Here is a 19,751-nt window from a genome sequence, read left to right as displayed (position 1 = left end):
CACCTGCGCAAGTCCAACACCGAGCCGATCATCCGCATTTACAGCGAAGCCGCCACAATGGCCGAAGCCGATGCGCTCGCTCAGAAAATCAAAGACGTAATCGCATCAATGATTTAAAATCCGTCTCAGACCGATCTTTTAACAACTACAACGGCCCTGCCTTCTTCTGATAGCAGGGCCGTTGACTGTATAATTTCAGATTGCTATATTTTCAAACTTTCAAACTCAACTGTCACGGGCGGGTCTGGCCTTGACCGTTGATGAAATAGCGGTAGGTAGTGATCTCCCGCAAGCCCATCGGTCCGCGCGGGCCGAGTTTCTGAGTGCTGATACCGATCTCGGCGCCAAGCCCGAACTGAGCGCCATCGGTGAAACTTGTCGGAGCATTGACATAAACACACGCAGCATCCACCTCGCGCTGAAAGCGGTCTGCTGCAATGTCATCGGCAGTGATTATGCATTCACTGTGACCTGAACCATAGGCAGCGATATGACTGATCGCTTCGGAAATGTCACCGACGGTTTTCACTCCCATCTTATAGTCCATCCACTCGGTGGAATAAGTTTGTTCGTCTGCTTCAGAGAGCAAATCGGCAGGATAACAGCCTGACAGAGTTCTCATAGCCTCACCGTCGGCATAGATCCGCACATTCTTTTGAGCAAGCCCTCTGCAAAGCGCCGGCAGATCGGCGAGGCGGTCACGATGGATCAGCAGGGTGTCAAGCGCGTTGCAGACACTGACACGACGGGTCTTGGCATTTTCGATTATCGCACAGCCCATTTCCAGATCGCCTGCTTTGTCAAAATAGGCGCTGACCACTCCGGCTCCGGTCTCAATCACCGGCACACGGGCGTTGTCACGGACAAATTCAATCAGTCTTTTACCGCCACGGGGTATGCACACATCGACATAGCCGACAGCATTCAGCAAAGCCCCGGTCGCTTCATGAGTTGAAGGCAAAAGCGAAATAATATCCGGTGAGACTCCATTGGATGAAAGCACCCGGTGGATCAGCTTCACAATAGCACTGTTTGACTCCTCTGCATCATGTCCGCCTTTGAGCACACAGGCATTGCCGCTTTTGAAACAGAGCGCGAACACATCGAATGTGACATTCGGACGCGCCTCATAGATCACCCCAATAACCCCGAAAGGCACACGAACACGCCGGATCAGCAGTCCGTTTGGAAGCGTGCGCCTCTCGATTTCCTCGCCAAGCGGAGATGTCAGTGATGCGACATGCCTCATGTCGGCAGCGATTGACTCAAGACGCCCAGGCGTCAGTTGCAGACGGTCATAGAGAGGATTCGCCTCATCCATGCGGTCGAGATCCATTCTGTTGGCCGAGAGGAGCTCCTCTTGGCGATATCCGATTTCATCAGCGATCTTACACAATATCTCGGAACGCTCCCGATCGGAAAGAGACGAAATCGACCGTGAGGCCTCTTTCACCCTGCGGAATATGTCGGTATAATTCAATGTCATGGTTTATAAAGACTCTATTGTTCAATAAAAAGATAATCATAATGGACGAGCGGCCTGCCTCCATGCTGTCCGGCCATCAGCCGGGCCTCCGCACTGGAAACCGAAGCCCGGCCAAACCCGATAGTCTCTCCGGATTCAGTCAGCAACGAGACTATATCACTTTCCTCCCACTCGCCTTCGACCGCAACAGCCCCGATCGGCAAGAGGCTGACCGCCCGGTCGCTGCGAAGGATCGCCGCCGCCTTGTCGTCAACCCTGATAGCGCCCTTGGCAAAGCTGCCGCTATGAGCGATCCAGCGCTTGATGGTGCTTACAAGCTGCCGCTTGGCTTCGAATTCGGTATGCGGTGTTGACTCCGGAGAGCATATCAGATCGACAAGCACACCGGGACGGTCTCCGCGGGCAATATAGACCGTAACACCCTCGTCGGAAAGTTTTCGCGCTATCCCGCATTTCGTTCCCATGCCGCCACGGCCAAAACCGCTTTTCGCAGCGACCACATAGGAACTTAGATCCGAGCCGGCCTCCACTTTTTCAATCAGACTGGAAGCAGGATCGGATGGAGGCCCGTCATAGATGCCGTCGACATTGGAGAGTATGATAAGAATATCCGCATCCATCATCGCAGCTATCAGGCCGGAAAGCTCGTCATTGTCCGTAAACATCAGTTCGGTCAACGAGGCAGTGTCATTTTCGTTGACAATCGGAATGACCCCGTTCTCAAGCATTGTCTGCATACAGGCCCGCTGATTCAGATATGATTCGCGTGAACTGAAATTTTCTTTCTGAGTCAGCACCTGCCCTACCACATAGCCGTATTCAGAAAACAGACTGTTATACAGGTTTATCAGCCTGATCTGCCCGATTGAAGAAAAAAGCTGACGCTGGGCCACGGCATCCAGCTGACGTGCAGGCTTTAGCGCGCCGCGCCCGCAGGCAACAGCCCCACTGGAAACAAGTATCACCTCATGTCCGAGATTACGCAAGGCGGCCACCTGATCCACAAGAGAGGACAGATTGGTGACATTCGGCTTGCCATCCGGACGGGTCAGGACATTGCTGCCAACCTTGACCACAATCCGGCGTAAAGTAACTGATCCGGTATTTATTGTCATCGCTAAGTACTTATTTTTCAGAAACACATTTTCCTATTTCACACATGCTTTCAGACCACGGATGACCGCCGAGGTGAAGCCCGCATGCTCCATCTCGTTAAGCCCCCGGATTGTCAGGCCTCCAGGAGTGGTGACCTTGTCGATCTCGCTCTCCGGATGAGCGCCGGGACGCTCCAGCAATCTGACAGCACCTTTGAGTGTCTCAAGCACAATGGCCTGCGCCTGGGATGCTTTGAATCCAAGTTCGACACCGCCCCCGACAGAAGCCCGGACATAACGCATCGCATAAGCGATACCGCAGGAAGCCAATGCGGTAGCGGCAGGAAGATGAGCTTCGTCGATAACCATAGTCGATCCAAGACGGTTGAAAATCCATTCCACCGTGCCGACAGCCTCGACCGAGGCATTGACGGGGACAATGAAAGTCATCGAAGCGCCGACAGCCATTGCCGTGTTTGGCATGACGATCATCATCTGCGGCAACTGCGAGTCCTTTTCCAGCCAATCACACAGCTGCTCGCCAGATACACTCGCCACGATGGCCGCCACTGTCTGCCGCGAATAGTCGAGCACAGGTTTAAGCTCTTTGATCACCGACTCGATAATCCATGGTTTCACAGCAAGAATGACCACATCGGCGCCACGCACGGCCTCGACATTGTCGGAGGTCAGGAAATAGCCTTTGTCCCTGAATTTTTCCAACGGACTCGGCGACGGGTTCGACACCGCTATTTCAACTTCCTGATCGAGCGGCCAGAGACCGGTGGCCACCGCGCCACCCATGGCACCGGCACCTATAATCGCGATTTTCATAATTCAATACGGATTTTGTCAACGTTAAGAACTTAGTATTCCAGGAGGTTGCTAAAAAACAGCCTCCAAATTTGAGAGTCTTGTGGAAAATATATCCGCTGCAAAAATAAATATTCCTGTTGAAAGATCAAATAAATTTTACCTTCACATTATTATATGAATGGAAAATTTTGATTAACTTTGCACGCAATAAATTCTAATCGTTATATGTCATTTATTGCTGATCGAGTAAAAATGGACGGACTGACTTTCGACGACGTCCTCCTTATTCCGGCTTATTCGGAAGTGCTTCCGCGCGAAGTAAACCTTTCCACCCGATTTTCCCGTAACATCACGCTCAACGTACCTCTTGTGTCGGCCGCTATGGACACCGTCACCGAGGCTGCCATGGCCATTGCCATTGCCCGCGAAGGCGGCATCGGGGTTATCCACAAGAATATGTCGATTGCCGAGCAGGCCCGTCAGGTCCATGCCGTAAAACGTGCTGAAAACGGTATGATTTATGATCCTGTCACCATCCGCCGCGGCAGCACTGTCGCCGATGCTCTCAACATGATGAAGGAGTATCATATCGGTGGTATTCCTGTTGTCGACGAAGACCGCAAGCTTGTGGGTATCGTCACTAACCGCGACCTGCGTTTCGAGCAGAATCCTCTTCGTCCGATCGACGAAGTCATGACAAAAGAAGAACTCGTCGTGACCAATCAGTCGACCAATCTTGAAGAGGCTGCACGCATACTTCAGCAACACAAAATCGAAAAACTCCCTGTTGTCGACTCAGACAACCGTCTGGTAGGCCTCGTCACCTATAAAGACATCACCAAAGCCAAAGACAAACCCAACGCATGCAAAGACAAACTCGGCCGTCTGCGCGTTGCCGCCGGTGTAGGCGTGACTGCTGACTCGATGGACCGCGTCGACGCTCTCGTTGAAGCCGGAGTGGATGCAATTGTCATCGACACTGCCCACGGCCACAGCAAGGGTGTCGTAGGAATCCTCGAAGCAGTAAAAGAAAAATATCCCCATATCGACGTCGTAGTCGGCAACATCGCAACAGGCGAAGCGGCAAAATATCTCGTCGAACACGGAGCTGACGGCGTCAAAGTCGGCATCGGCCCTGGCTCGATCTGCACCACACGCATCATTGCCGGAGTCGGTGTTCCTCAGCTGAGTGCCGTTTATGATGTAGCCAAAGCTCTCAAAGGCACAGGAGTGCCCCTGATCGCTGACGGCGGTATCCGTTATTCAGGCGACATCGTCAAGGCTTTGGCCGCAGGTGCTTACAGCGTAATGCTCGGCGGTATGCTCGCAGGCGTTGAAGAATCGCCCGGCGACACTATCATCTACAACGGACGTAAATATAAATCCTATCGTGGCATGGGCTCGCTCGAAGCAATGGAAAAAGGCTCTAAAGACCGCTATTTCCAAGCCAACGAGACAGACGCAAAAAAACTTGTCCCCGAAGGAATTGCAGCCCGTGTCCCCTACAAAGGCCTGCTTTACGAAGTTGTTTACCAGATGCTTGGCGGTCTCCGCGCAGGCATGGGCTATTGCGGTGCGCCTGACATCGAACGTCTCCACGAGGCCAAATTCACCCGCATCACCAATGCCGGTGTAGCAGAAAGCCATCCGCACGATGTGGCAATCACATCCGAAGCTCCCAATTACAGCGCTTCGTCCAGATAAGACACAACGGCAACCGCCGGATAAGATTAATCGTCCGGGTCCGATGGTAGATACCATCGGACCCGGACTGCATTTTTACAAGTCAGCAGGGCCTCTGACGCAATAAAAAATCGAGCCACACGTTTATTATAGGTAAGTAACCATCAAAAACTCACAGTCAGAGTGCATACATAGTATCTGAACCATCATTAAACAGCGATGAAAAAAAAGTCATTCATAATTTCCGCAATTGCCTGCGCGGCGATTCTCTCGGCTTCGGCAAGCAAGAACACCGATCCGGTGGTCATGACGATCAACGGGAAAGACATCCGGCAAAGCGAATTTGAATACCTCTATAATAAGAACAACCTTCAGCAGCTGGCTCCCCAAACCATTGAAGAGTATATCGACATGTTTGTGGTCTATAAGCTCAAGGTTGCCGATGCGGAAGCAGCCGGACTTGACAAGACCGAAGCATTCAAAAAAGAATTTGACGGCTACTGTGCGGACCTCTCACGCCCCTACATGCGCGACTCCCTGGTCGAACAACGTCTGGTCAACGAAGCCTACAAGCGCCTGGCGACCTCGCGCCGTGTCAGCCATATAATGCTCCCTACCGGTTCAACATACGATGAAAATGAAGCCAACCGCATGCGACTTGACAGTATCCGCACGGCGATTGTCAACGGCTATGCCGATTTCGGAGAAATGGCTGTAAGGTATTCTTCCGACCGCTCGGCCCGCGTGAACAACGGCTCTATGGGCTACATCAATGCCAACCGCTTCCCCTATCCTTTTGAAAAAGCGGCATGGGAAACTCCGGTGGGTGAAATCTCGCCCGTAATTGATGATGCCCCCTTCGGATTCCACATCATCCGTGTGGAATCCGAACGTCCTAATCCCGGAAAGGTCCAGGCCCGCCACATTCTGAAACTCACCGCAGAACTTTCCGAAGAAGAAAGTGCCGTGAAAAAAGCGCAGATAGATTCAATCCACAAAACGCTCCTCAACGGCGGCGACTTCGAGTCTATTGCCCGCGCTGAAAGTGAAGACCCTGGGTCGGCTGCCAACGGCGGTCTCCTTGGCTGGTTCGGTCCCGGCGAGATGGTCAAAGAATTTGAAGATGCTGCTTTCGGACTTAAAGACGGAGAGATCTCAACTCCGTTCAAGACAAGCTACGGCTATCACATTGTCCAGACATTGTCACATCGCGGCATAGGCACTCTCGATGAAGAGTCGCAGGGCATCAAAGCCGCAATCAGCCGCGACATCCGCTCGGCAATGCCTGAAACCGAGCGGCTCTCACAGCTCAAAGAGGAAATCGGTGTCAAAGTCGATACTGCCTGCCTGATGCAGGCACGGTCAAAAATGACCGGTGCCACTCCGGCTGAACAGCTCAACTCGCTGCTGTCCGACAACTCGACCGTAGCCCGTGTCGGCAATCAGCCCCTGACCGTAGCCGATGCCATAAAATTCATTCCGGCAAACGTTCTTGAAGGTGCCAATGACGCTTTTACAGTCTTCACCACCGCTGTCAACCACAAAATCGACGACATGACAATCGAGACGGCAAGAAAGAATCTCGCTGAAAACAACAATGAATACCGGAATCTGACAAACGAGTATCGCGACGGCATTCTCCTGTTTGAAATCAGCAACCGCAACGTCTGGGAACGCTCCACAAGCGACACCGAAGGCCTTCAGAACTACTTCATGGCAAACCGCACCAACTACACTTGGGATAAGCCTCATTACAAAGGCTATGTCATCTTTGCCACCAGCGACTCGATAGCCGGCGAAGCCCAGAAATACCTTGCTGCAAACCGGATTGAAAACGACTCCCTGGTCTCTGTGATGCGCGCCAACTATGGCCGAAACATCAAGATTGAGAAAGTTGTCACCGGCAAAGGCGAGAACGCGATTGTCGACAATATCGCCTTCAACGGCGAACGCCCCGCCGCTCCAGGCAAATGGACAAGCTGGTTCGCCTATGCAGGCCGTGTCATCGACACTCCAGAAGAAGCCAATGATGTCCGTGGCGCAGTAGCCTCAGACTATCAGCAGCAACTCGAAAGCGACTGGGTCAAGGAACTCAGAAAGAAGTATAAAGTAAAAATCAACAAGAAAGCATTAAAAGCGTTGGGAAAGTGATCCCAACGCTTTTATTTTTTATCATAGCGAAATAAGCTATTACTCTTAATCGTCCTCCGCTCTTATAAAAAGTCTCAGTCGGCAGGCTCATCATAGATGAACCGGACAAACTTTTCGAGATCCTCTTTCTGGCGTGATGTGACAGTTTCATATCTGCGCACGCTCTTTTCACTCTGCCGCTCATAAAGATCTTTATCCTCAAGCTGTACGATACGGATCTTAATCTCGTCAAGGCTAAAGGGATTGAAGTAGAGCACTGAATCGCCACAGACCTCACTTATTGAAGAAAAAGGTGATGCCAGGACGGGCACACCATAGCGCATGGCTTCCAAAGGCGGATAGCCGAAACCTTCGTTCAACGACGGATAGATGAAGCAATAGGCATCGTGGTAGAGTTGGTTCAACTCATCGTCGCTGACATAGCCTCGGAATTCAAACAATCCGGGATTTTTAAATTTATACCTGAAATAGTCTGCCGAGCTGACACCTGTGACAACAACTCTTTTTCCCGTCAGACGGTCTTCTGAAAAAAGCTGATCAAGGGCCATCAAGGCTCTCAGACAATTCTTCTCCCAACGATTTGCACTCACCAGCAGATAGTAGTCACACGCTTCCTTGCGCTCGCTCACCATGTTCAGCGATGTGGACGGAGAATAGAATACCGGAATATTTTTCCCGACTGAATCCGGGAAAAACAAATTTACCGATCCTAAAGAATGGTTGGAGACAACCGCAAAACGCAGATCAGGTTTATTTATAAAATTGCCGTTTTTCCTCTGACGGCGACGGCGGATAAAGGACGGCCATAAAATCTCAAGCAGATTTTTCAGCAGCATCGACAGTTTCATCTTATATCGCCAGAACATCTTGCGATCAACGGCCAGTTCGACTGACCGAAGATCGTGGACAGTCACAACAATCTCACAATTCTCCAGCTGATAAAGATCATCGACCGGCTGTGGCGAATAAAATATGTCTATCCCCCGGCTGTCGACTACCGCCTGGAAGCCGCATTCTGAAATGTCGGCAAGTTCCACTGAGTTATCCCTGCAAAGAGCCTGCATCTCAGGATTAATCCAGCGCTTCGCATCATAAGCGACTATCACATTACGCTTTGACTCTATTATCCTGCGCAATACGATCTCTCCGTAGATCCCTCCGCCATGACGTTTGGAACCATAGTCCGGCTGAGTGGCTGCGAGATTAAAAAGCACAGATTTTTTTCTATCCATAATTTTGCCGTAAACAGACATTTACAATTTACGCATATCGGCGATCACTTCTTCTCCCATATATGATATGAGCGATATTTAAATTTCAGATACCGATTGAGACATCGACTATATATCGGACCCAAACGACCTATGACGATCATGCGCATTAAAAATTTACGCCAACCGGCAAGTGCCGAAATATATTTTTTTGCCAATCCGTAATTGCTCATCAGGACGGCATTATCCACAATATTGAAATAAAGTCCGTCGACATATTTTCGATCACCGATGCCAAGATAGTCATCTCCAAACAATTCCAGTTCCATCAGAGCCGCCTGAAGTTTTCTGGAAATAGCCTTTTCACTTGTCCGCAAAGTATTCCAGGTGACACTGTCGGAACGATTTCTCTCGGCTATCACAATGGTCTTGTTCTCGAACACCATCTCTCCTACTTCACGGTAAATCTGCTGGATAAACAGTGATTCATATATCATCAGCCCCTCGTCAAACGGGTATTTTTCAAGCAAATTGCGTGGAATAACGTGTATATAGTCCCCTACTACCTTACCATTCAGCACATCACGATAGTTATATCTCACAATTGAACCCGCACCGTAAAGGTTGTCAAACTCCTCAGTACGGTCATCACGCGTGAACATAAAATATCGTGCATCATGAAACGATTCCATAGCATTCAGTATGACATCGCAGGCATCCGGAGTAAAATAATCGTCACTGTCGAGTATGACACAATAGTCTCCAGTCGCTTGCCTGACAGCAGCGTTTCGGGCCGCATTTGTACCTCGGTTCCGGTCAAAGAACACAGTCCTCACATGCGGCTTATCCGCAGCAAAAGATCTGATCAGTTCGGCTGTATTGTCACTTGAACCGTCATCAACGACCACATGCTCGATGTTTCTTCCACAGCCATTCTGTGAAGCGACACTTTCAAGGCACCTAAGAATACAATCGGCTCTATTATAGACTGGTGTGATTACTGATAGTTTCATTATACAATTATTTTTTTACTATACTTTTCAAAAAGACGAAACATTGAAGCCAGGCCTCACTCACTCCCAACATGGCAAGCTGCCACCAAGGTGAATCGAGATACGTTCTTATATAGTATATGCGACTCGCCTTTGCAGCCTCGGCTACAATTCTTGACGGAGATTTAACCATTGTGGCGGCTCCCAGATGTATACAACGCAAGCCGGTTGCGATATAATTCCGCAGGTTCCGTTTCAGCAACTTGCGGTAAAGGATATTTTCCTCGTAATAAAGAAAAGTGGCGGGATCAAAATTACCGATCGCCGCAAAAACATCTTTTTTCACAAGCATACAGGATCCTGACGGGAGTTCTATCGGCATAAATTCAGGATAAGGCTTCTCCTTTTTATAAAGCAAAAGTGACTCCTGATAAATTTCATAGACACTCTTTTTACACAACCAGTGATACGGAGCCAAAAAATTATTTTTAATCCAAGTACCAACCAGAGTGTCTTTTCGCGCACAGTTCCAGTCGATGCCCGCTCCTTTCCCTGTCAGAAGCAGAGGGCTTATAATGGCGCAATCCGGCAGACTATCCTGAGCCACACACAAGGGCTGAATAATGTCTTCAATAAAAAGTATGTCATTATTGAGAATCAGCAGACGGTCAATTTCATCATCTGCCGCTGTCAGCGCAATCCCCTTGTTGTTGCCACGGGCATAGCCGTCGTTCGAAGAACTCACCAGAAAAGTCACGTCAGGAAGTGTGATGCCGACCGGTTCATTCTCAGACACAAGTTTATAGCGCGAGCCAAAATTCGCCGTCAGGAACTTGTCGATCTCGCCGACCGAAACTCCGTCCTTAGAGCCGTTATCTACGACGACATACTTTATGGGAGCCGTGTTGAACTGCTCCACACTTCTGATACAGGCTATCGTATCAGACGGATTGTTGTAGTTGAGGATTATTACCGCCGTTTTTTTCATACTCACCAAAGACCAGATACAATCCGATCATTATGCAGACAATCTGATTGTAATAAACAAAAATACCTGCTGCTATTCCTGACAGGATCACATATACAAACCAATATGTAAGATATTCCTTATCCGGCTCCTTGCGCCTGACCATAGCTTTGATCATCAGAATCAGAAGTGCGGCAAATGCAATCCATCCGAAAAGATAGATAATGCCCGCCCAGGAAACATCGGCATATAAATAGCCATTATATTCAATTTCATCGTCAAAGACACTCCCCCATATACTATTGCCGAACGAGGGAACGCCATTACCGATCAAAGGAGTTATATCATTGGTCTGATGCTCAAAGGTGTAATATCGCCATGCGCCAATCCTGACATTCTCTTCCTCTTCATTCTTGTCAATCTGATCCTGAGACAATTCAAGCATTGTATTGTAGGCCGGAATCATCGGCAGCACATAAACTACCGTAAAAATTCCGACAGCAATCACCATCAGTTTCTTTGTCCATGAAAAATTTTTCATCAGGAACAGTATACCGAGGACCAGCGAATATAATATCAGCTGACGCACCACCGACATGAAAATCATCAGCAGGCACACTCCACAGACACAGGCCCAGAATCGCCATCGCTTGTCTTTGAGCAGGATCCGGTTGATACCATAGAGCAAAAACAGCACCATCATTTCCGAATAGACCACCGGTACACGCAGAATACCTCTGGAAAAATCGCCGATCAATTCCTCGCCGAAAACAACATCAGGGAAACTGAAGAGATTGATAAAATAGACCGGCACGGCCAATGCGCATCCGATGAAGAGCCATTTAAGGATAAATTTATCCGGCAAACCGGTACGCAGAAGAATCCAGAAATAAAAATAGCTCATCAGATACGGGAGAGTAGCCACAAATGTCACCGGATAGGACTGGAGATGAAAAACCGCACCTGGAATGGTTGACACGAAAATCAAAACCAGAAACAGCCAGTAGGATTTCCACGGATAGTCAACCTTCCTGAGAGAACGTCCATCAAAAAAGGCATACAAGGCACTGAAAAAAACACACAGATAGAAAATCAACTTTGTCTGCTGGGGCGAAAAAATCTGCATCGGATTAAAAAATCCAATGGTCGAAAACAGAGTCAAGACAAAGAGAGCCTTTTTCATCCCGTTCAGTACCGAATATCCTTACTTGGCCCCGTAGCCATAGCCGTAACCGGCGGCTGTCTTGGTACCGTTAAGCACGACAGACAGTTTCGGCAGACGTTTTGAAGCGTAGAGCTTGTTCAGAAGTTCGATTTCCTTGGTTGTCGTATAGTTTGCACGGGTGACGTAGACTGTGGCATCGGCCACACGCACCAAAGCAAAAGTATCGCTCACCATACCGACTGGAGCCGAGTCTATGATAATATAATCATACATTGTCTTCAATTCGGCGAACAGCTGGTCCACACGCTCTGACTGGAGAAGTTCCGAGGGGTTGGGCGGTATCGGCCCGGCCATGATTATATCCAGATTCTTCTCTATGGAGTCATGCAGAATGATTGAGTCCAACGAAATGTCACGGTTGGCGATATAGGATGTAAATCCGTCAGCAGGCGGCAGATTCAGATATTCGCCAAGCTTTGGATTACGTATATCGAGTCCTATAAGCAATACTTTTTTACCCAATACGGCAAACGAGGATGCAAGGTTTATCGAGATGAACGACTTGCCTTCGCCTGAAATAGTCGATGTCAGCAAAATGACTTTTGATCCGCTGTGATTTCCGAGTACAAATTGCAGATTCGACCTGATCAGTCGGAAAAGTTCAGCGACAGAAGTGCTTCCGCCCGTCGACTTGACAACCAGAGGAGAGTCTGAGCCTGATTTCTGACAGACTTCACCGAGAACCGGAACAGTAGTCAGACGCTCAAGTTCACCGATAGTTTCAAATTTATTCTTCAGCTTATCCAACAGGAATATAAGCACCAGCGGAATAATCAAGCCGATAAGAACCGCAATCAGCACAATCTTCTTTTTCGACAGATTGACCGGAAGCGACTTGACATAAGCATCGTCGACAATCTTCGCTCGCGGCAATGAATTGGCCAGCGCAATGCTCGTCTCTTCCTGCTTTGTAAGAAGATAAAGATACAGCTCTTCCTTGATTTCCTGCTGCCGTTTGATATTGCCGTATTGACGTTCATACTCAGGGAATTTGCTCAAAGTCGAATTTGACTCTCCCACCTGTGACTGAAGATCGCGCAGGCGGACAGTTGCATTCTCCAAGGCTTTCTGAAGAGATTTTTTCATGTTTTCCTTAACCACAACAATCTGTTCGTCAAGCCTTTTCAACATGGCGTTGTCTCCACGGGCCGTGTTCTGCAACTGCATTCTCTGAAGAAGCATTCCATTGTAAGCATCAATCGGTACTGAAGCATTCACATTCAGAGCCGGTATCAGCTGATCGTCATTTTCGGGATCATTGATGAAATCACGGGTCAAGGAGAGAAGATGGATCTCGGTCTCTATGCCCATTATCTGAGACTCAAGACCTTCCGAGCGCCTCATCCACTTTGTCGCATCGGCTCCTATGTCAACGAGATTTTTACTCCGTTTGTAATTCTCGATGTCACTTTCTGAAAGACTCAGCTCACGGCTGATATCCATAAGACGCTCTGCAACAAAATCAGCTGTTTTCTGATCTTTCTTACGCTTTTCTCTGATTCCAGATATGTTGTAATTGTCAATAATTGTATTCAAAATCTTCTGTGTCAACTGCGGATTTGAGCTTTTGGCAGCAAAAGAAATCACATTCGAACGTTTGCTTGGGATGTAAATTGCCACTTCTTCCGAAAGGCCTTCCGCCCCACCGTCATAACTGCTGAAACCGATATCCATTCTGACACCGTGACCCTTTTTAAGATAGCTGGTCTTATCAAAAATGAAATCACCATACTGAGTCTTCAGCGTGACAGGGAATGTCTGATCCTTTACGTCTGCGATTTTCTTCTTATTCGCTTTAGCCTTAATGCTTACTTTATGGTCTTTGCTGACATTGACTTTAAAAGCCATATACACGCCCAGAGTATCCGCAATCGTAGAGTCGCAGGTCATCACCACAGGAGTCTTCTCGCCGACATTCCGGTCAAATATCCTGAACTTCTTGACTATATAGCTCTTGTTCAGGTCCAAATCTCTTACGGTCTGACGCAGATTTGTGTGCGATCTGACAACATTGATCTCATCATCCACTGAACTTGTTCCGCCCATCATATTTCCGACCGCGAATTGGCTGGCAAGCTCACTCATCGCACTTGATGAAGACCGCCCATCTTCCTCTGAGATCAGAATATTGGCAACAACCTGATAGACAGGCACTGTCGATAACGCATAGAACGCCCCTAAAGATGCACACACAACAACTGATATGGCAAACCAATACCAACGGCTGCGGAACAATTGGATATAGTAGCGAAAATCAAATTTATCAGACGAATTATCGTTTGTAAGATTCATGGTAAATCTATATCTATCTTATTTAACAGTAAGAGCAATGACAAGCGATGCGATCACCGAACATGCGCTGACAATCGTCGATGTCACCTGGAGCTTATAGGCATTATTCATATTATATTTCGAATTCTCCTGACGGACCTTGTTTGGAGAGACAATCACAACGTCGTTCTGCCGGAGATAATAATAAGGAGAGGTCATCACATCGCTCTTGTTCAGATCAATGTAATGATAAACAGCCTTTCCGTCCTCTTCCCTTATGACAAGCACTTTTGAACGGTCACCGAATTCGGTCATATCCTGGGCCTGACCCAAGGCATCCAGTATAGTGACTCTCTCGCCGGCAATTGCGACTGTTCCAGGCTTACGGACTTCACCCAGGACACTGACTTTAAAATTCATGAGGTCCACCTTGACGATCGGGTCTTTCACCTCCTTGGAGATCTCAGCCACAAGGTATTCAGCCAGTTGCTCGGTTGTCATGCCTTCCACATGGATATCGCCAAGTATCGGGAATTTTATATCACCCTTTGAATCAACGATATAAGTCTGCTGCCGGGGCTGGACGCTTGCCTGAAAAGAACCGACAGTCGCAGGATTTGCCAAGGGCAGATTATACTGGGCTGTCGCTTCCGGGATAAGCGATGTGACGGTAATAAAAAGTTCATCGTGAGGAGCGAGTTTTATCTTGCATTCCTTAAGGTCGAACACCACCTCGCTGACCGATCTCGTATCATCAAAATAATTCAGTGATTCTTTTGATGTTCTACATGATGTAACGGCAAAAAGCAAAGCAATACCTATAATTGCAAATTTAGCCTTCATTATAATATCATGATTCTAAGGTTAATAAAGCACACGCTGTGAATCCACAGCAAAACGAAGCCAACCCAGGCCAACAACAGTGCCTGATGGGTATGGCTCTTAGTGATAACGCTAAATAAATATAAATATTGTGCTTTGTGATTTAAATACAATTCACAATAGCCTCTCAATCTGAGGCAGAACCGGGGAACACCCGTCATTGACAACATGGCTGACACACTGGTGGCAAGAAGCCGGGACATACGAATCCTGAGCCTCGATTCGAGCCAAAACCTGCTCCCTCGACAATGAGTTGCGGGCCATCACACGCTCCACTCTCAGGGCTGTCGGCGCTTCGACAACCCAGACATCATCGACCATCGCGTCAAGTCCGCTCTGATACAGAATCGCGGTCTCGACGAACAGTCGTTTCCTATCATGGCCATACTTTTCACACCATGCCCGCAGATCTGCCCTCACAGCAGAATGCACAATGGAGTTCAGCCTGTCAAGAGCTGTTCTGTCAGCAAACACAATCTCACTGAGACGCGAACGGTTGATACGACCGTCAGCATCCACACAGTCAGGGTGAATCTCACAACATAGCGAATCCTTGATCCGGACATCATGGTCCATGAGCCTTTTAGCCTCGCGGTCACAGTCATAGACACGAAACCCCATTGCGGCAAGAACCATGCTCACCACACTCTTTCCGCTACCGATTCCTCCTGTTACTGCCGTCAGCATTTAATCACTTTATGCTTTCGATAATGTATTCCACACTATCCGGTTCAAAACTGAGGTTATGATATACACTCGGAAGCGCTGAAAGCGTCACCGGAAGTTTACGCGCATTAGGCCGTGCATCACGGAAATCGACATAAGCCTTCACGGGATACTCATCGTTATAGGCGCTCATCGGCACCAGATAACTGATCTCGATGTTCGAGGGGAATGTAATCAGATTCTTGTCTTCAGGACGGTGGGAAACCTCCAGCCTGATTTTGCGCTTCTTTGAGATCAGCGGTTCGACAGGCACTGTGACCGTCACCACATCAGGAATGATTCTGACTCCGGCAATCGGCTTGACACGCACTTCATAACGGGTTGTGTCACGAAGGTCTGATTTCACGATTGGTTCAGTCGACACAAATTGCAGAGACCGCGGAAGATCCTCGACGGAATAGAGCGTGACAGAATCTACGTTAGCATAGACAGGACCGGAAAGAATATATTGCAGATTAGGATGCACATCAGCCTGGACATTCAGTTTCACTCTGACACCCGGCTGAGAGGTAAACGCCAGTCGCAGCGAGTCGGGGCGGCATGCAAGGACCTGAACTCCATTACCGAAATAGTCACGCAATTTAGCCTCAAGTTTCGGACGACCGAGGACAAACGACTGCCCCTCGACACTCTCCTCCCACTTGAACTTGACAGGCGACATCTTTCCCCACAGAAAGCGCAGCAACTGGGAATCTTTCCCCTTCACACTTACACCGATCGCAACCGGAGGCTGTCCGATCAGGGTGACACTGTCAGGCACCTCCTGAATCTCCAGAGGGACATCAAAATCACGCTGGACCTCTGCATCCAGCGACAGAAACACCCAGAACACAAAGGCCACGGCGACAAACAGCAGATAGAGTAAAATGTTTTGGCCGCGGCTCGAATGGAGAGCCGCGGTCACTTTATCGCTCAATCGTTTTGCTTTTTCATTCATGGCCTGAGAGCCGTAAGTGTGAGGAGAGATTTGCTTATTTCTTATTTACCTTTCTCGGCAGCGTCATTGGCAGCCTGCTGTGCCGAAGGATAAACGGAACCCTTGTCGACAGTGATGCGGACGTCGCGGGCGATCTCGATAGAGAAGGTTGTCTCGTCAATGCTTTTTACTTTTCCATAGATACCGCCTGCGGTCACAACTGAATCGCCGACCTTAAGACCTTCGCGGAATTTCTTGATCTCGTTCTGGCGCTTCTGCTGCGGACGGATCATGAAAAAATAAAACACTGCGATCAGAACAACGATCATCGCGATATTTGCCCAGCTGCTGCCGGATGACTGGAGGAGAATTGTGTTAAGCATAAATTATTGTTTTTTTATTTATAGATTCTTTTGTTTTAAATACATTGCGGATGCCCCGATGGTTCAGGCCTTGACGAGCTTTCCTTCTGTTTTCAGATGGTTGATCACTGAATAGAGGATACCATTGATAAACGCACCGCTTCGGGGTGTGCTGTAAGCATTGGCAATCTCGATATACTCGTTCAGTGTAACCGCTACCGGAATCGCCGGGAAGTTCATCAGCTCTGTTATGGCAGTCACCATAATGACAATGTCCATAAAAGCAAGACGCTCGGAGTCCCATCTATGTTCATTCACAAACGAGTCGATCAGCTCACGGTATTCCTGATAGTTCTTAACGGCAAGTTCGAACAACTGGGCACCGAAACGGCTGTCCTCTTCGTCTTTGAACTGCGGAAGCAGTCTGATGTCAGCACCTTCGGACTTGCTCTGCCCGAACTTACGGACGGTTTTCAGCACGAATGTCCCGACAACGTGAAGATCGTCATTCCAGTAAACCGATCTCGATTCGAGGGCTTCGGCAAGCTCATCGCCTGGAAGAATTATATTCTTGTAGACCTGACGCCAGAAATCGCAGTCCTCCTCAAAGGTGCTTTCCTCGCGACGCGCCATGTAGTCCTTATACAGGTCGCTATCAATGATCTTATCCAGCAGTCCTCTGACCATCAGGGTATCAGCTTCCCATGAAAGCTTGCGTTCGTCGACATAGGCAACGAAATCCTCGTTCTCACACAGAGCCTTGACAAATTTGTTTTCGACAAAGCGCATGTTCGGATGCAGATCTTCGTCAGTCGGCAGATATTTGTGTTTTGCGGCATCAAGACGCTGATCCTGCATGCGGGTGATCTCTACCGGGAGAAGAAGAAGATTGTAGTAGAGTTCATAAGCCATGTCGAGCGAATAGTCAAGCGCATGACGGGCATGGTTGAACAGGGAGCGGTTGTCGTTGTACTCGTTGAGAGTGTGGAGCAACAGATTGACACCTCTGTTAAAACCTGCCACTGTGAAGTCAGGATTCTTGCGGGCGGCTGTGATGAACTGGGGATTGTCGGCTATCAGGTTGTTGATAATCGACACCCATAAAGCCACGTCGTCTTTCAGCTCTGTCTTTTTCAGGCGGGTATAGCTCTTGTAGGCGGGCAAAGATGAAATGGCGTCATAAATTGAAGGAATAACCGAATCAAACAGCGCCACTCCCGAACGGCCGCGGAGTATCAGCATGCGGATCTCGTCAATGCTGTTAAGCGAACGGGCCAAAGCATTATTGTCAATATGCTTGTTCAAGGCAATACCCCGCAAAGGCGACTGGCGACGACCTCCGGAAACGTCGAAACCCGACATTTCGAGAATCATCAACAATAAATCGAGGTAAAGTTCATGACCATATTTCTTGTCGCGTGAAGGATTTTCAACCTGTGGCTCTATTTTAAACTCACTCTGGGTCAACAGATAGGAGTAGAGCAGCTGGACCACTTTGATTCGGATCAAAACTCGATTTATCATACTTTTAAAGACCTATTTTTTCGTCGTTAATGTTTTTAACGCTGCAAATTTACAAATTTTTTCTTAAATCAACCGGTTTGAACGGCCTACTTTTTATCAAACGCCATCCAATTTTATCGGCCCTGACAGTCCTCCCGGCAAAGCGCCGGACATACCACCTTATTATATATAGGGGACATCAGATCCGGCAGCCATCCACGGGGCTTAGAGAGTGTAGCCGAGGGCTGCGAGAATAAAGGGCGTGAGCAATGCTGTGAAAAGACCGTTCAGAGTCAGTCCGAGCGATGAGAATGCGCCATAACGATAACCGTTCTCCATCGCGACCGAAGTCCCGACGGCATGTGCGGCTGTCCCCATTGACAGCCCTTGGGCTATCGGGCTTTTGACGCGCGAAAGTTTCATCATCTTGAACCCGGCTATTCCGCCGAAAATACCTGTGCAGACCACCACCGCCGCTGTCAGAGCCGGAATGCCTCCCAATGTCGAAGTGATTTCCATTGCAATTGGCGTCGTGACCGACTTCGGGGCCAATGAGATGACCACATCCGAAGTAGCGCCAAGCAGTTTGGCCACAACCACAACTGACACAGTCCCGACAACACAGCCGGCCAGTTCTGCGGCAAGAATCGGAAGCAACTGTTTGCGGATTGATTCAAGCTGACGGTAAAGAGGAACCCCAAGAGCCACAACCGCAGGTTTTAGCCAGAATTCGATATACTGACCGCCCTCGGCATAAGCCTCATAATCCACGCCACAACCCATAAGCATACAGATCAGAACAATGATCGTTATCAGAATCGGATTCAGGAAAGCTATGCCTGTGCGCTTCTGCAACAGTTGCGAGGCGAAATACACGACAAAGGTCAGCGCTATGAGAAAAAACTTATTCTCTATAAAGTTCATGACGATGTGATGCTGCGCGGCGCACATACTGATGGACCCAGCCGGTCACCGCAATTACTAAAAATGTACTTATCACACATGCTCCGACAATCGGCAGCCACTGATCGCCGAGTAGCCCAAGGCAGTTCATCAGTCCGACACCTGCGGGAACAAAAAAGAATCCGAGATTTTTCAGAAGGAAATCAGCCACCTTGTCGACCCAGAAGACACGCACTATCCTAATTTTCAAGGCAGCCGTAAGCAACAGCATGCCGATAATACTCGACGGGATCGGTATGCCTGTCAGCCACACGATCAATTCACCCAATGCTAAAAATGAAAATAGCACCGCACATTGTAGTATCATAATCTCTGTTAATGTTATATGAGCACAAATCGAATCCGAAGATAAGAGGCTGCAAAGTTACGAACTTATATCATAGCTTCAACACCGGCTCCTATATATTTTCCATCCGGAACACGTTAAATAACGTGAGTTCGATATAAGCAATAGACCATTCACCAATAAAACAATCAGCCATTTAGTGTAAAACTAAATGGCT

General features: G+C 48.5%; 18 protein-coding genes. 3 read left to right on the top strand and 15 right to left on the bottom strand.

The features are described 5' to 3' along the window. On the top strand, positions 1-117 hold a 117-nt coding region (locus tag K2H17_RS04465), incomplete at its 5' end, for a hypothetical protein (RefSeq protein ID WP_300131907.1). A gap of 115 nt (positions 118-232) precedes the next feature. Here the strand turns inward: K2H17_RS04465 and K2H17_RS04460 are convergent. Genes K2H17_RS04460 through K2H17_RS04450 form a run of 3 tightly spaced genes read right to left on the bottom strand, consistent with a single transcriptional unit; the run spans position 233 to position 3,414 of the window. Then, positions 233-1,486, bottom strand: a complete 1,254-nt coding sequence (locus K2H17_RS04460; protein ID WP_300131904.1) for a glutamate-5-semialdehyde dehydrogenase — start codon at positions 1,484-1,486, stop codon at positions 233-235. A gap of 14 nt (positions 1,487-1,500) precedes the next feature. Further along, positions 1,501-2,601, bottom strand: coding sequence for a glutamate 5-kinase (gene proB, locus K2H17_RS04455; protein ID WP_300131903.1), 1,101 nt, complete (start codon positions 2,599-2,601; stop codon positions 1,501-1,503). 33 nt (positions 2,602-2,634) lie between these two features. Then, positions 2,635-3,414 carry a pyrroline-5-carboxylate reductase dimerization domain-containing protein gene (locus K2H17_RS04450; RefSeq protein WP_300131900.1) on the bottom strand — a complete coding sequence of 260 codons (780 nt, stop codon included), beginning with the start codon at positions 3,412-3,414 and terminating at the stop codon, positions 2,635-2,637. A 207-nt stretch (positions 3,415-3,621) separates the two neighbouring features. Here K2H17_RS04450 and guaB point away from each other — a divergent pair, with 207 nt between their 5' ends. Both guaB and K2H17_RS04440 read left to right on the top strand, forming a co-directional pair. Next, positions 3,622-5,100 carry an IMP dehydrogenase gene (gene guaB / locus K2H17_RS04445; RefSeq protein WP_300131898.1) on the top strand — a complete coding sequence of 493 codons (1,479 nt, stop codon included), beginning with the start codon at positions 3,622-3,624 and terminating at the stop codon, positions 5,098-5,100. A gap of 198 nt (positions 5,101-5,298) precedes the next feature. After that, complete coding sequence (locus K2H17_RS04440; RefSeq protein ID WP_300131896.1) at positions 5,299-7,230, top strand: peptidylprolyl isomerase; 1,932 nt, start codon at positions 5,299-5,301, stop codon at positions 7,228-7,230. 74 nt (positions 7,231-7,304) lie between these two features. Here the strand turns inward: K2H17_RS04440 and K2H17_RS04435 are convergent, their stop codons facing one another. The 12 genes from K2H17_RS04435 to K2H17_RS04380 form a co-directional block, all read right to left on the bottom strand. Beyond that, on the bottom strand, positions 7,305-8,462 hold the full coding sequence (locus K2H17_RS04435; RefSeq protein ID WP_300131894.1) for a glycosyltransferase: 1,158 nt from the start codon (positions 8,460-8,462) through the stop codon (positions 7,305-7,307). A gap of 44 nt (positions 8,463-8,506) precedes the next feature. Continuing rightward, the gene (locus tag K2H17_RS04430) at positions 8,507-9,454 is read right to left on the bottom strand and encodes a glycosyltransferase family 2 protein (protein ID WP_300131892.1); all 948 of its coding nucleotides are present in this window, start codon (positions 9,452-9,454) and stop codon (positions 8,507-8,509) included. Between the two features lie 7 nt (positions 9,455-9,461). Then, positions 9,462-10,352 carry a hypothetical protein gene (locus K2H17_RS04425; RefSeq protein WP_300131890.1) on the bottom strand — a complete coding sequence of 297 codons (891 nt, stop codon included), beginning with the start codon at positions 10,350-10,352 and terminating at the stop codon, positions 9,462-9,464. A gap of 22 nt (positions 10,353-10,374) precedes the next feature. Then, positions 10,375-11,325, bottom strand: coding sequence for a hypothetical protein (locus K2H17_RS04420; protein ID WP_300131888.1), 951 nt, complete (start codon positions 11,323-11,325; stop codon positions 10,375-10,377). Positions 11,326-11,604: 279 nt separating this feature from the next. After that, positions 11,605-13,917, bottom strand: a complete 2,313-nt coding sequence (locus K2H17_RS04415) for a tyrosine-protein kinase family protein (protein ID WP_300131885.1) — start codon at positions 13,915-13,917, stop codon at positions 11,605-11,607. Between the two features lie 18 nt (positions 13,918-13,935). Beyond that, positions 13,936-14,739: a polysaccharide biosynthesis/export family protein gene (locus tag K2H17_RS04410; RefSeq protein ID WP_300131883.1), complete on the bottom strand. Its 804-nt coding sequence runs from the start codon at positions 14,737-14,739 to the stop codon at positions 13,936-13,938. Between the two features lie 153 nt (positions 14,740-14,892). Further along, on the bottom strand, positions 14,893-15,465 hold the full coding sequence (coaE, locus tag K2H17_RS04405; RefSeq protein ID WP_300131881.1) for a dephospho-CoA kinase: 573 nt from the start codon (positions 15,463-15,465) through the stop codon (positions 14,893-14,895). A gap of 4 nt (positions 15,466-15,469) precedes the next feature. Then, positions 15,470-16,441: a hypothetical protein gene (locus K2H17_RS04400; RefSeq protein WP_300131880.1), complete on the bottom strand. Its 972-nt coding sequence runs from the start codon at positions 16,439-16,441 to the stop codon at positions 15,470-15,472. A 41-nt stretch (positions 16,442-16,482) separates the two neighbouring features. Continuing rightward, positions 16,483-16,803 carry a preprotein translocase subunit YajC gene (gene yajC, locus K2H17_RS04395; RefSeq protein ID WP_300131878.1) on the bottom strand — a complete coding sequence of 107 codons (321 nt, stop codon included), beginning with the start codon at positions 16,801-16,803 and terminating at the stop codon, positions 16,483-16,485. Between the two features lie 63 nt (positions 16,804-16,866). Next, positions 16,867-18,291, bottom strand: coding sequence for a transcription antitermination protein NusB (locus K2H17_RS04390; protein WP_300131876.1), 1,425 nt, complete (start codon positions 18,289-18,291; stop codon positions 16,867-16,869). A gap of 219 nt (positions 18,292-18,510) precedes the next feature. Beyond that, entirely contained in the window at positions 18,511-19,209 is a 699-nt protein-coding gene (locus K2H17_RS04385) for an LrgB family protein (RefSeq protein WP_300131874.1), read from the bottom strand. Next, positions 19,190-19,555 (bottom strand): CidA/LrgA family protein, encoded by a 366-nt coding sequence (locus K2H17_RS04380; RefSeq protein WP_300131872.1) that lies wholly within the window; start codon positions 19,553-19,555, stop codon positions 19,190-19,192. The genes K2H17_RS04385 and K2H17_RS04380 overlap by 20 nt, the downstream gene beginning before the upstream one ends. Positions 19,556-19,751 lie beyond the last annotated feature (196 nt).

It is taken from the genome of Duncaniella sp., from assembly GCF_029054785.1.
Classification (GTDB): domain Bacteria; phylum Bacteroidota; class Bacteroidia; order Bacteroidales; family Muribaculaceae; genus Duncaniella.
Note: the sequence above shows the minus strand (reverse complement) of the source record. Positions and strands in the feature narration are given on the sequence as shown.